Origin of the sequence: Bacillus sp. Root920 (genome assembly GCF_001429445.1) — a bacterium.
Taxonomy (GTDB): domain Bacteria; phylum Bacillota; class Bacilli; order Bacillales; family Bacillaceae; genus Bacillus; species Bacillus safensis.
On sequence record NZ_LMJV01000007.1, the window covers coordinates 194,874 to 207,398 of the forward strand.

At 41.2% G+C, this 12,525-nt stretch carries 15 protein-coding genes; all 15 read right to left on the bottom strand.

The window, feature by feature from the left end:
* Positions 1-125 precede the first annotated feature (125 nt).
* Positions 126-509 carry a chorismate mutase gene (gene aroH / locus ASE42_RS12235; protein ID WP_024422804.1) on the bottom strand — a complete coding sequence of 128 codons (384 nt, stop codon included), beginning with the start codon at positions 507-509 and terminating at the stop codon, positions 126-128.
* Positions 506-1,597, bottom strand: a complete 1,092-nt coding sequence (gene aroB, locus ASE42_RS12240) for a 3-dehydroquinate synthase (RefSeq protein WP_041109628.1) — start codon at positions 1,595-1,597, stop codon at positions 506-508. The genes aroH and aroB overlap by 4 nt, the downstream gene beginning before the upstream one ends.
* Positions 1,597-2,769: a chorismate synthase gene (aroC, locus tag ASE42_RS12245; protein WP_024422806.1), complete on the bottom strand. Its 1,173-nt coding sequence runs from the start codon at positions 2,767-2,769 to the stop codon at positions 1,597-1,599. The genes aroB and aroC overlap by 1 nt, the downstream gene beginning before the upstream one ends.
* A 73-nt stretch (positions 2,770-2,842) precedes the next feature.
* Complete coding sequence (locus ASE42_RS12250; protein ID WP_024422807.1) at positions 2,843-3,622, bottom strand: CheR family methyltransferase; 780 nt, start codon at positions 3,620-3,622, stop codon at positions 2,843-2,845.
* A 145-nt stretch (positions 3,623-3,767) separates the two neighbouring features.
* A complete protein-coding gene (ndk, locus tag ASE42_RS12255) occupies positions 3,768-4,214 on the bottom strand; it encodes a nucleoside-diphosphate kinase (protein ID WP_024422808.1) in 447 nt (148 codons plus the stop codon).
* Positions 4,215-4,343: 129 nt separating this feature from the next.
* Positions 4,344-5,306: a heptaprenyl diphosphate synthase component II gene (gene hepT / locus ASE42_RS12260; RefSeq protein WP_041109630.1), complete on the bottom strand. Its 963-nt coding sequence runs from the start codon at positions 5,304-5,306 to the stop codon at positions 4,344-4,346.
* Between the two features lie 24 nt (positions 5,307-5,330).
* Positions 5,331-6,035, bottom strand: coding sequence for a demethylmenaquinone methyltransferase (locus tag ASE42_RS12265; protein ID WP_024422810.1), 705 nt, complete (start codon positions 6,033-6,035; stop codon positions 5,331-5,333).
* Positions 6,036-6,038: 3 nt separating this feature from the next.
* On the bottom strand, positions 6,039-6,806 hold the full coding sequence (locus ASE42_RS12270; protein ID WP_041109632.1) for a heptaprenyl diphosphate synthase component 1: 768 nt from the start codon (positions 6,804-6,806) through the stop codon (positions 6,039-6,041).
* A 114-nt stretch (positions 6,807-6,920) separates the two neighbouring features.
* Positions 6,921-7,151 carry a trp RNA-binding attenuation protein MtrB gene (gene mtrB / locus ASE42_RS12275; RefSeq protein WP_008344541.1) on the bottom strand — a complete coding sequence of 77 codons (231 nt, stop codon included), beginning with the start codon at positions 7,149-7,151 and terminating at the stop codon, positions 6,921-6,923.
* 24 nt (positions 7,152-7,175) lie between these two features.
* Entirely contained in the window at positions 7,176-7,745 is a 570-nt protein-coding gene (gene folE / locus ASE42_RS12280; RefSeq protein ID WP_003215789.1) for a GTP cyclohydrolase I FolE, read from the bottom strand.
* A gap of 190 nt (positions 7,746-7,935) precedes the next feature.
* Complete coding sequence (gene hbs, locus ASE42_RS12285; protein ID WP_003215863.1) at positions 7,936-8,214, bottom strand: non-specific DNA-binding protein Hbs; 279 nt, start codon at positions 8,212-8,214, stop codon at positions 7,936-7,938.
* 373 nt (positions 8,215-8,587) lie between these two features.
* Positions 8,588-10,066: a stage IV sporulation protein A gene (gene spoIVA, locus ASE42_RS12290; protein ID WP_008344534.1), complete on the bottom strand. Its 1,479-nt coding sequence runs from the start codon at positions 10,064-10,066 to the stop codon at positions 8,588-8,590.
* A 204-nt stretch (positions 10,067-10,270) separates the two neighbouring features.
* Positions 10,271-10,996: a hypothetical protein gene (locus tag ASE42_RS12295; protein WP_024428087.1), complete on the bottom strand. Its 726-nt coding sequence runs from the start codon at positions 10,994-10,996 to the stop codon at positions 10,271-10,273.
* An 18-nt stretch (positions 10,997-11,014) separates the two neighbouring features.
* The gene (locus tag ASE42_RS12300) at positions 11,015-11,218 is read right to left on the bottom strand and encodes a DUF2768 domain-containing protein (RefSeq protein ID WP_024422813.1); all 204 of its coding nucleotides are present in this window, start codon (positions 11,216-11,218) and stop codon (positions 11,015-11,017) included.
* Between the two features lie 266 nt (positions 11,219-11,484).
* A complete protein-coding gene (locus ASE42_RS12305) occupies positions 11,485-12,522 on the bottom strand; it encodes an NAD(P)H-dependent glycerol-3-phosphate dehydrogenase (RefSeq protein WP_056767143.1) in 1,038 nt (345 codons plus the stop codon).
* Between the last annotated feature and the right edge of the window lie 3 nt (positions 12,523-12,525).

The following is a 12,525-nucleotide window of genomic DNA, read 5'->3' on the forward strand; positions in this document are numbered from 1 at the left end:
TTAAATAGAAGTATCGTATCTCTGCTCAACTCTACTCATCTCAACTACCCTAGTCTCATTCTCATCTTCTCTAAGCTTGCAATGCCGTTTACACCTGTGTGTAAACTTCGGCTGTTCATATCGTATTATAATTCCTTGTTTTTTGTCAACTGTAAATCAGGGCGAAGCGTCACAGCTTCTTCCAAGTATACATGCTGTATGTCTTCCTGCTTTGTATCTGTCTGGACAGTCATTAAGACACGAATACATTGCTTTAAACCGCCATCAATGTCCAGTTCCTGCATGCAAGTAACCGGTACATATGTCCATCCTTCAAACTGACGAAGTGCTTTTGCCGGAAAAACGGAGTGAATATCTTGTGTAGCTGAAATCAAGATCTGCACGACACGTTCTGGATCTACTTGGTTTCTTGAAATGATCGCTTCTAGCAGCTGTTTCGTTTTGTTTAACACTTCTGTTTCTGTATCTTCTATCACAGTTGTAGCCCCACGTATCCCGCGAAACATCATAGACATCCCTCCTCCCGTTTCCATTCTTCGAGCCAGTAGTGCAGCTCACCTTTTGTGAAAGACTGTAAGGTGACGTCTCCAACCTGTTTTAATAAAACAAATTGAACACTGCCGCCTCTTGCTTTTTTATCACCAATCATCCGGTCAACAAATGTTTTCGTGGAAATATCTTGTGTGACTTGTACAGGGAATCCAAGCTCTTTCATCCACTCTTTTAGTTCCAAACGATTAAGGCTGAGCCCCAGCTGCTTTTCGCTCACATACAGCGCAAACTGCATGCCGATTGCAATGGCATCTCCGTGCGTGATGGCGCCATATCCATACTCTGCTTCAATGGCATGCCCCAGTGTATGGCCTAAATTCAAAAATGCACGCACACCTTGTTCTTTTTCATCTTCTTGAACGATTGACGCTTTGACTTGAATGCCTTGATACAGCATATGTGCCAGCTCGCTTTTTGATAAATCCGTCAAAGAACGAATGGACATGAGTTCTGATAAAAATTCTTCACTTGAAATCAGTGCATGTTTGATGACTTCTGCAAAGCCTGATCTTCGTTCAATTTGAGATAGTGTCTCAAGCATACTAGTATCATAGATCACAGCTTTCGGCTGATGAAACGCACCGATTAAATTTTTACCGAGCGGATGGTTGATCCCTGTTTTCCCGCCAACTGCACTATCATGTGCCAGGAGCGTCGTCGGCACTTGGATAAAATCAATGCCTCTCATATAAGTGGCAGCAGCAAAGCCAGCCAAATCTCCAATCACGCCGCCTCCCAGCGCAATGATGCAGGAGGAACGATCAAGCTGAAATTGAATGGCTTTCGTATGAATATGCTCAAATTCGGCAAAGGATTTCGACTGCTCTCCGCTCGGCACAACCACTTTGTTCACTGGCCACTTCTGCTGAAGTAAGCGAACCATCTCATCACCATAAATGGCATCAACAGCTGCATCTGTGACGATTAAGAGCTTCGTATAGGAATGCCCAGTGGAAGTTATCAAGTCGACGATATTGCGTTTAATCCCATCACCGATAAATACAGGATAAGTGGCTGAAGACGTCTTAACTTCCAGTGTTTTCATTAAAATTCCCTCTGAAGCTGGCGCATTTTCTCAACATTTTCTTTAATGCGGTCGATTTGGTCAAGGCCAAACTGCTCCACAACTGCATTGGCAATTTCCCATGCAACGACTGCTTCTGCAACAACACTTGCAGCAGGAACAGCACAGCTGTCAGATCGTTCAATACTTGCAGAGAAAGGTTCTTTTGTTTCAATGTCAACGCTTTGAAGCGGCTTATAAAGCGTTGGGATTGGTTTCATAACCCCTCTTACGACAATTGGCATACCCGTTGACATTCCGCCTTCAAGACCACCTAGGCGATTTGTTTTTCTCGTATAGCCCTTTTCTTCATCCCAGATGATTTCATCATGGACCTCACTGCCATTTTTAGAGGCTGCCTCGAAGCCAATACCGAATTCAACCCCTTTAAAAGCGTTGATACTAAGTACAGCGCCAGCAAGCTTGCTGTCCAATTTACGGTCGTAATGAACATAGCTGCCAACCCCAACGGGCATCCCTTCAACGATGACTTCAACAATTCCGCCAATTGAATCGCCGTTTTTCTTCGCTTCATCAATTGCATCCATCATTTTCTGACCTGCTTCACTGTCATAGCAGCGAACAGGTGATTCTTCTGTTACCTTCTGCAAATCTTCAATAGACTCATATGCTGTATGAGCTGCTTTTACTCCACCAATTTCAAGGACGTGACCAGCCACTTTGATTCCAAGGTGAGCCAAAATTTGTTTCGCTACTGCACCTGCTGCTACACGAACCGTTGTCTCGCGGGCTGATGAGCGCTCTAATACGTTTCTCATATCACGGTGTCCATATTTGATCGCCCCATTTAAATCCGCATGTCCTGGTCTTGGACGGGAGATTTGACGCTTCATTTCACTTTCTTCTTCTTCCGTGATCGGCTCTGCCCCCATCACCTTTGTCCAATGCTTCCAGTCGTTGTTTTCAACAACAAGTGCGATTGGGGAACCTAATGTTCTCCCGTGGCGAACACCACTTAACACTTTCGCCTGGTCTTTTTCAATCTGCATTCTTCTTCCGCGGCCATGACCTTTTTGTCTTCTAGCCAATTCATAATTGATGTCATCCTGCTCTATGTAAAGTCCCGCTGGAACTCCTTCAATAATTGTGGTCAGTTGTGGACCATGTGATTCACCTGCTGTTAAGTACCTCATGACTCAATCTCCCTTCATCGCATTAACGCTTTTAAGTAAAAATATAATAACACACTTGCTACTAAAAAGTCAGCTACATACCCTTCTTTTGATAAAAGAAAGTATCAGCAGATGTCAGTCCAAACTTTTCTGGATGAAAAATTTGCTCTGTAGAACCAACAAATAATACGCCATTTTGTTTTAAACTGCTGCTCATTTTTAAGTAAATTTCTTCTTTTGCCTCTTCAGTAAAGTAAATCAGTACATTTCGGCAGACGATGAGGTCAAGCTGTTTTTCATATGGATCTGCTAAAAGGTTGTGCTTCTTAAATTGAATATGCTTTCGAACCTCATCCTTCACAGTGTAAAATGAAGAATCTTCTTTTGTGAAATATTTTTGCTTGATATGATCTGGCACCTCTTGCAGAGAGCGTTCATGGTATCTGCCTTTTTGAGCTGACTGCAGAACTTTATCATCAATATCAGTTGCAATAATTTGGAAGTCTTTCACAAGAGGATGGCTTGACAGCAGCATGGAGAGTGTATATGGCTCCTCTCCTGTCGAACATGCTGCACTCCAAATCTTTAAGGTGCCGCCATTTTTCGAAAGCAGCGGCAGGATTTTTTGATCAAGTACTTCCCAGCGCTGATAGTTTCGGTAAAATTCTGATACATTAATCGTCATGCGGTCCATCGTCTCATCTAATAATGCTCTGTCCTTTTCAAGCGCGGCCGCGAATGCTTCAAAATCTTTATATCCTTTTTTATCATAAAGTGATGTTAATCTCCGTTTCATTTGTGCTTCTTTATATAAATTTAGATCAACCCCGGTTAGTTTTTTCCATTTTCCAACAAATACTTGATATGGATCCATCAATGTCCTCTCCTGTCTCATCTATCTTTGTCCTAGTATAGCTGTTTTTATCGAAAATTTGTATCTTCTCATGCGAAATTTCGTGTAGAAAGTTCAATATAAAAAAAGCCAAAGTGCTCATTAGATGAACACCTTGGCTTGAATCTTAATAAATCCAGCTTGAGATGGTTTGATCCCAGCTTGTGAGTTCTTCTTGTTTGAAGAATAAGTTAATTTCTCTTTCAGCACTTTCTGGTGAGTCTGACCCATGGATAATGTTTTTCCCAACAGTCAATCCATAGTCTCCTCTTATTGTGCCTGGAAGCGCTTCCTTTGGATTTGTTTTGCCGATAATCTGTCTTGTCACGTCTACTACCTGTTCACCTTGCCATACCATTGCAAATACAGGTCCTGACGTAATAAAGTCAACCAATTCCCCGAAAAACGGTTTTTCTTTATGCTCTCCGTAATGGGTTTCTGCTACTTCCTTTGGAATACTCATTAGTTTTGCACCAACAAGCTGAAGCCCCTTTTTTTCGAATCTTGACACAATGTCACCGATTAATTGTCTTTCCACACCATCAGGTTTGACCATAAGAAATGTTTTGTCCATATACGTTTTCCACCCCGTCGTTATGTATGTATAGGCTTACATTGTTACAAAGTGATCGTATCATTTTTTTTTATAATAATCAATTTTTGACAAAAAATTTCACAAAAAAACCAATCAACATCACGTTGATTAGAATTTTCGTTTCCCAATATATTTTGCAATGGAGGCGAGTGACGTTCTCGCACGTCCTCGAGGAAGTTTGTCGAGCTGTTCAAAAGCTTTTTTCAAATACATTTCACTCACTCGCATCGAGCGGTCGATCGCATCTGTTTGTTTGAGGCTTTCAATGACAGGCTTCAGCTGCTTCTCCGTCGTTTCACTATTGATCAGCTTCAATTGACCTTCTAGTGTCGGATTTTTCAGTGCATATAAGACTGGGAGTGTGACATTCCCTTGTAAAAGGTCTCCTCCGACAGGCTTGCCCAGCTCTTCTTCAGTTGATGTGAAATCAAGGACATCATCAATGATTTGATAAGACATGCCGACATAGTATCCAAACCAATAGAGGGCTTTATGTGTTTTTTCATCTGTACCTGCTGCAATGGCGCCTAATTGACAGCTGCCTGCAATGAGCAAGGCTGTTTTTCGTTTGATTCTTCTTAAATATGTACGGAGGTTTTGTTCCATATTATATTTATCTTTCACTTGCTCTATCTCACCAAGACAAAGCTCGACGACCATTTTTGACAAAATTTCATGTGCCATTGGGTGATTGATTTTTGTCATGTATTCAAGTGATCTCGCAAACATATAATCCCCTGTGTACATGGCAATTCTGTTATCCCATTTTGCCTTTATCGTTGGTTTGCCTCTTCTCAGCTCTGCATCATCAATAACATCATCGTGAACAAGTGATGCCATATGAATCAGCTCGAGGGCAACGGCAACATATTTAATTTTATTAATGTCATAGTCACCAAACATGCCTGAAAGGAGAACAAAAACGGGGCGGATTCGTTTTCCGCCCGCTTGCAGCAAATGAAGACCTGCTTCACTTAATAATGCATAATCAGAGCGAACTGTTTGTTCAAGCTCTTTTTCAATTATATCGATATCATGATTTAAAAAAGAGATCATTGCTTTTAGTTTCATTATCTTCACCCAAATATCGTTTATTCAAAGCTTCTTTCCGATATGTGTTGCTGCTACACCGCCTGTAAATGGATGATACGAGACATCAGACAACCCGGCCTCTTCGAATAGAGCCGCCAGCTCTTTCATACCAGGGAACGTTTTGGCTGATTCTTGAAGCCATGAATACTCCTGATAACTTTTGGCAAACAGTTTACCAAAGAGCGGCATAATGTATTTGAAATAGATGTAGTAGCCCTGTTTAAAACCGATCATCTCAGGCTGTGAAGTCTCAAGACAGACGACCATTCCGCCAGGCTTCACTACTCTTGTCATTTCCTTTAACACCGTTAAATAATCAGGAACGTTTCTAAGTCCAAAACCAATGGTGACATAATCAAATGAGTTATCCTCAAAAGGGAGCTCCATCGCATTGCCATGAAGCAATTCAATTTGTTTGTAGCCCCCAGTCTTCACCTTCGTTTCTCCAACACTCAGCATGTTTTTACTAAAATCAAGGCCTTTGACCTCGCCTTTTTCCCCAACAGCATCTGCAAGCGCAATTGTCCAATCGGCTGTCCCGCAGCATACATCTAATGCTTTAGACCCTTTTTGCACATTCATAAGTTTCATTGTTTTATCGCGCCATTTTTTATGCTGTTTAAAGCTGATGACAGAGTTCATTTGATCATAGTTTTTATAAATTTTTTCAAATACACCGTGTACTCGCTGTTCTTTTGATTGCTGCATGACTTACCCTTCTTCCACTTTCTGATGGTACGCAGGCTCATTTTTCATATGATCCAAGCGATTTAATAGCTCTTTTTGAACGACCGGAAATGACACAAGATGCTCCTTGATCGGTCGTTTGGCCTTTTCATAGCCTTCATTCTCAAAATTGTCAAAACATGAATAGGCGTCCGTATAACGATCGTTCAAAAAAAGTTTTAAATGTTTGTCATTTTCTGCTTGTTTCATGAAGCGTTTATAAACAAGAAAACGACTTGCAATCTCATTCCAATGCGTTAATTGAAAGTGCTCAGAAATCCTTTGGAAAAGCGCAGATTCAACTGTAGCTACACTTTTGTAAAAGTGCGCTGCATCTTGAATGGACCGGTCATACAGTCTAATTTTATGTTCATTGATCTCTTTGATCGCCGTAGCGAGCGTGCGGATCATATAAATGTCTTTCATGTCAGAGAGAAGAGAATAATAGAGACCGCTGAAATAGTCTCCTGCCAGGATGGTCAGCTGACGATTTTTGAATTCGTCTTGCTTGATGGCTGCAGCAGTTGTGACTTCGTCATGGGTATCAAGGGCAATTTGCACAAGCATCGCCGTTAAAATATAATTTTCTTTTTTCTCTGCATCAATTTGAGCTTCTTCAAACATTGCATGAAAAAGAAGGAGCTTATCTTCATCGATGAGTGGTGCGCGTAAATGCTTCGCCAAATAAGGATGAGAAAGCTTTTTATTTAATTTTATATTTAGATTAGATAAAATTCCGTAGATGTCTTGCAAAGATATCACCCTTGTCCCAAAAATTACAGTTTCATATGTAGACCTGCACATTGTATAGAGATTTATTATACCATATCAGCTCTCACTTTTATGCTATCAAGTGCTACAAGTTCTTTATTTCTTTGCTTCGCTTTGAATTTCGCCGAAGCTTGTTTGAATGACAGCATCGCCTCTTACTTTGATCGCTGACGTATGCTCAGTAAATTGTGCAATGATCACTTCACCTTTATCGAGTTTCTCGGAATGGTGAAATCTTGTATCAGAGCCTCTTGTTAGGCCGATGACGTTTACACCATTATCAATGGCTTTAATCACCACAAAATCAGATGCTTTATTTTCACTCATTTTGTTCACCTTCCATCTATTGAATTAGTCGTTTTTAATAAAGGAAAGCACTTCTGCTCTTGCGGCTGCATCATTTGCAAATGTGCCGCGGACGGCTGAGGTCACTGTTTTAGCGCCTGGCTTTTTCACTCCGCGCATCGTCATACACATATGCTCTGCTTCAACGACAATCATCACGCCATGCGGATTAAGTGTTTCCACCATACTATCTGCAATGGTTGATGTAATGCGTTCCTGAAGCTGCGGGCGTTTAGCCACGGCTTCTACAGCTCTTGCCAGCTTACTAAGTCCCGTTACTTTTCCTCCGCGCGGAATATAAGCAACATGGGCTTTCCCGTAGAAAGGCACAAGGTGGTGTTCACACATTGAATGGAAAGCAATATCTTTTACAAGGACGAGTTCTTCGTGGTCTTCGCCAAAAATGGTTTTAAAATGTTCTTTTGGATCTTCATTTAATCCCGAGAACACTTCTTCATACATTTTTGCGACTCGTTTTGGGGTATCAAGAAGTCCTTCACGATCCGGATCTTCTCCGATTGCTTTTAATATATCGCGTACCGCGTGTTCAATTAATTCTTTATTTATTTCACTCATGTATTATATCCTCCAAAGGCGATTACATTTCATTCAGATTCTAGCACACTTCAGATCCTAAAAGCAAAGGAGAGCGTTCTAAACGAACCTTTTGATTCAAAAGGAAAAGCCCCTTATGAAAGGGGCTTTTCTAGACCAGTGTGAAACTGTATATGTATAACTCCTTCAACAGGATCATTACACATAACGATTATTTACCTGCCACCGCGTCTTTAAGTGCTTTACCTGGTTTGAAAGCAGGTACTTTGCTTGCAGGGATTTCGATCTCTGCACCAGTTTGTGGGTTACGTCCTTTACGAGCTGAACGCTCACGTACTTCAAAGTTACCAAAACCAATAAGTTGGATTTTGTCACCATTTTTAAGTGCATCTAAAATTGTATCAAAAACAGAATCAACTGCTTTTGTCGCGTCTTTTTTAGATAACTCGCTTGCTTCAGCAACCGCGTTAATAAGTTCTGTCTTGTTCATGCCTTTCACCTCCTCCCAAAAATATGCATTCAGTAGATTGTTATCATTTCTTCACAATTCATCTTCTTTCTATACCCTTTTTCAGAAAAAAAGAGCGTCTAGAAAGCGTTATACATGGCTTTTCATTAGAAAACATCTCTTTGAAGGAATGTTTGTCCAACAAAGTGAAGATTTTCTGTAAGTAGATTAACACATATGAAATACCATATCAAGCATTTTAAAGGGAAGAATCCTTATTCGTCAAGGATTAAGGGCACTTTTGCGAACGAATATTCCTAATTTCAGCCTGAATCTGACTAATCTTTATACAATTGTCTTTTTATGACTCATTCTACACGCAAAAAAAGACCCCATCAATGAGAGGTCTCACTTACTATAAAATAATCGCGATCAAACCGCCTGATCCTTCGTTAATGATTCTTTCAAGCGTTTCCTTCAGCTTATATCTTGCGTTTTCCGGCATGAGAGACAGCTTTGCTTGAATGCCTTCTCTGACAAGGGAGCTGAGGGAACGGCCAAATATATCTGAATTCCAGATCGAAAGCGGATCATCTTCAAAGTCTTGCATTAAGTAGCGGACGAGCTCTTCACTTTGTTTTTCTGTTCCGATAATCGGTGCAAATTCGCTCTCTACATCTACTTTGATCATATGAATAGATGGAGCGACCGCTTTTAATCTCACGCCGAATCTTGATCCCTGCCTAATGATTTCTGGCTCATCTAAACTCATATCTGATAGCGCTGGCGCTGCAATCCCGTAACCAGTCTGCTTCACCATTTTTAATGCGTCTGATACTTGATCATATTCTGTCTTAGCATGAGCAAAGTCTTGCATGAGCTCTAGAAGATGGTCTTTTCCTCTAATTTCTACACCAACCACTTCTTTTAAAATATGATCATATAGATCATCTGGCGCATACAGGTCAATCTCCGCAATCCCCTGACCCATTTCAATTCCTGCTAAACCCGCTCTTTCGATAAAATCAAATTCACTGAATTGACCAACGACACGGTCGACATCTCTTAATCTTTTAATATCCTTTACAGTTTCCTTTACTGAATCCTGATAGCTCTCTCTCAGCCAGTGATCTTCTTTTAGCACCATCACCCAGCTTGGCAGGTTCACATTCACCTCTAGAACTGGGAATTCATATAATGCTTCACGAAGAACGCTGAGTACGTCTTGCTCTCTCATACTTTCTACGCTCATGGCGAGTACTGGAATATCATACTTTTGGCTAAGTTCCTGCCGGAGCGCTTCTGTTTCAGGATGATATGGCCTCACAGAGTTAATGACCATAATAAACGGCTTTCCAACCTCTTTGAGTTCATCAATTACACGTTCTTCAGATTCAATATAATCATGTCTTGGAATTTCTCCAATGGAACCATCTGTTGTAATGACTACACCTATTGTTGAATGCTCTTGAATGACCTTGCGTGTACCAATTTCCGCTGCTTCATGAAACGGGATTGGCTCTTCATACCACGGCGTATTGATCATTCTTGGGCCATTTTCATCTTCATACCCGCGCGCACCAGGGACAGTGTATCCCACACAATCGACAAGTCTGATGTTGACATCAAGGCCGTCACTCACGTGAATTGATGCTGCTTGATTCGGTACAAATTTTGGCTCTGTGGTCATAATGGTTTTTCCTGCTGCGCTTTGCGGCAATTCATCCTGTGCTCTTGCACGATCTGCCTCATTATTGATATTCGGGAGCACCACGAGCTCCATAAACTTTTTAATAAACGTAGATTTCCCTGTACGAACAGCGCCAACGACTCCTAAATATATATCGCCTCCTGTTCGTTCAGCGATATCCTTGAAAATATCGACTTTTTCCAAGTGATCCCCTCCCGGACTTGCTATCCTCGTTTTCAAATTAAATACTCTATTCTTCAATCAAACTGTGCTTGAAAGGTGTCTGGACAATATATGTGTATGACGTTGTCCTATTTGAATATGACACCTTTTTGTTTTGAGAGTAAGTTTAGCCATAAAAAAACCTTTCTCCTCATTTATATGCAGAGGAAAAAGGTTCATTCTTGTTTATGACGTCTTTTTTTCTAAAAAGGCAGGCTCACCTTTTTTGTTGATGGTATATGGGACAGAAAACGCGGGTACAAACGGGGTTTCCTGCCAATATACATCTTGAATGTTTTCACCTGGTTTCAGCTTTTGCTTCGTATTCTTCAAAATGTGAGCAAAATCACTGCGGTAGTCCACATAGATGTCACCGTTTGATGAAATCAGTAATGGGAGGGAATTCCCTGTCACAGGACTTATCACCGCAGGCGGCGATTTTAATCCTAGTTTTTTTTCATTTAACGTATATAAATTGGCTGATACGACTTTGCCGTATGGCGGATATGTATGTTCATCTTGATACATCTTGATTCTAAGCCGTAATTCATTGATGGTCTGTGTCATTTTGACATCAAGCAGTTTCACAGTGGGTTTCTTTTCGACGTCTGTGAGGACATAAATATATTCGCCCCCGCCTTCATAAGATGTAGACGGTACATCGTGTAAATATCTTGGTGACAAGCGCTTAAAGTCGATGACATATTTCTGATAAACCGGCGTGTCTGCTTCTTTCGTTTCTATAGGCAAAAGACCATTTGTTGCTTTTTGAAATTCCTCAATCGCTGTCTGTACACTTTGCAGCTGCTCTTCGTATGGCACCCGGTTCTCAGCTTTGCGATTTTCTGGATACAGACATCCTGTTAATAAAATAAGTGCTAACAGTGTGACACTGACTTTTGCTTTGATCATCACATTCTTCCTTTTTCTTTATTCATTGACCGGTCCGCTAAAGACAACTAAAAACACAATGATACCTGATATCAGCATCAAGCTGTATGCAACGGTCGAGGCCGTTATTTTAAGAAATTTGCTTTTCAGCTTAAACCTGCTGAGATAAATGGTTACTACGGCTAAAAACATGAGCCCCATTGAACCAAGCGCAAACCACATCTTGATTAAAGCAAAACTCATCGTGCCTGTCCCCCTTCAAAACGAACGAATTGTAAGCGTTTATATTTCATTTTAAACCAAAAATAAGGTAAATATCAATCATTTTTCCAATCATTCAGAAAAAAGCGCATAAAAAAACTGAAGCAAAGAGGGGGACTCTGCTTCAGTCATTGGATCGACTATTTTCCTCATTCTGTAGAGGCAAAGCTCTATTCAAACTTCATTGCTATGTTATGCAAGTCTTCCCCTTCTTGCATCCTCTACATGCCTAAGTTCAGTCTTTCCTTTTATTTTGTTTGGTTTTCAAACATGTTCACAAGGTCTTCCATCTCATGTGTTTTCACACGTGCCATCAATGATTCTACAGCATCGTCCACCTTTTTCCCTTCAAACAGGACGCCGTAAAGAGCCTTTGTGATCGGCATGCTGACCTTGTATTCTTTGGAGAGCTGATAAGCGCCTTTTGTTGTGCGGACGCCTTCGACAACCATGCCCATTTTTTCAAGCACTTCTTCGAGCTTATATCCTTTACCGAGTAAATTCCCGCAGCGCCAGTTACGCGAATGAACACTTGTACATGTCACGATCAAATCGCCAACGCCTGTTAATCCAGCAAATGTAAGGGGATTCCCTCCCATTTTTGTGCCAAGACGTGCGATTTCAGCAAGTCCTCTTGTGATAAGCGCCGCTTTTGCATTGTCACCATATCCAAGTCCGTCTGTAATACCAGCCGCAAGAGCAATGATATTTTTCAATGCGCCGCCAATTTCCACCCCAATCACATCAGGGTTTGTGTACACTCTAAAATGATTGTTCATGAACAAATCTTGAACAAATTGAGCTGCTTCAATGTTTTCTGACGAGACAGTGACAGTTGTCGGATGACGCAGACCTACTTCTTCTGCATGACTCGGTCCTGATAGGACAACGACAGCCTCTCTTTTCTCAGATGGGACTTCTTGTTCAATCATTTGAGAAATTCTAAGAAGTGTATCTGGTTCAATTCCCTTACTGACATGGACAAATGGCACCTTCGATGAGATCAGCTCATTTGCCTGCTTCAATACCTCACGAATGGCCTTTGTTGGCACAGCGACAATAACCGCCTCTGTCCCCTCTAAAGCCTGCTTCATATCGGTTGTCGCCTGAATAGACGCTGGCAGTTCGACATTTGGCAAGTAATCATGATTTTCATGTTTCTCATTGATTTGATCAATGAGCTCTTGTCTATGTCCCCACATGTGTACATCATGATGATTATCAGCTAATACAAGCGCAAGAGCTGTCCCCCAGCTGCCTGCTCCAAGTACTGAAATTTTCTTCATCCT

What these genes read in the sequence shown, in the direction of transcription:
- aroH (WP_024422804.1), bottom strand. Translation starts at nt 509, where the DNA reads ATGATGTTTCGCGGGATACGTGGGGCTACAACTGTGATAGAAGATACA.
- aroB (WP_041109628.1), bottom strand. Translation starts at nt 1,597, where the DNA reads ATGAAAACACTGGAAGTTAAGACGTCTTCAGCCACTTATCCTGTATTT.
- aroC (WP_024422806.1), bottom strand. Translation starts at nt 2,769, where the DNA reads ATGAGGTACTTAACAGCAGGTGAATCACATGGTCCACAACTGACCACA.
- ASE42_RS12250 (WP_024422807.1), bottom strand. Translation starts at nt 3,622, where the DNA reads ATGGATCCATATCAAGTATTTGTTGGAAAATGGAAAAAACTAACCGGG.
- ndk (WP_024422808.1), bottom strand. Translation starts at nt 4,214, where the DNA reads ATGGACAAAACATTTCTTATGGTCAAACCTGATGGTGTGGAAAGACAA.
- hepT (WP_041109630.1), bottom strand. Translation starts at nt 5,306, where the DNA reads ATGAAACTAAAAGCAATGATCTCTTTTTTAAATCATGATATCGATATA.
- ASE42_RS12265 (WP_024422810.1), bottom strand. Translation starts at nt 6,035, where the DNA reads ATGCAGCAATCAAAAGAACAGCGAGTACACGGTGTATTTGAAAAAATT.
- mtrB (WP_008344541.1), bottom strand. Translation starts at nt 7,151, where the DNA reads ATGAGTGAAAATAAAGCATCTGATTTTGTGGTGATTAAAGCCATTGAT.
- folE (WP_003215789.1), bottom strand. Translation starts at nt 7,745, where the DNA reads ATGAGTGAAATAAATAAAGAATTAATTGAACACGCGGTACGCGATATA.
- hbs (WP_003215863.1), bottom strand. Translation starts at nt 8,214, where the DNA reads ATGAACAAGACAGAACTTATTAACGCGGTTGCTGAAGCAAGCGAGTTA.
- ASE42_RS12295 (WP_024428087.1), bottom strand. Translation starts at nt 10,996, where the DNA reads ATGATCAAAGCAAAAGTCAGTGTCACACTGTTAGCACTTATTTTATTA.
- ASE42_RS12300 (WP_024422813.1), bottom strand. Translation starts at nt 11,218, where the DNA reads ATGAGTTTTGCTTTAATCAAGATGTGGTTTGCGCTTGGTTCAATGGGG.
- ASE42_RS12305 (WP_056767143.1), bottom strand. Translation starts at nt 12,522, where the DNA reads ATGAAGAAAATTTCAGTACTTGGAGCAGGCAGCTGGGGGACAGCTCTT.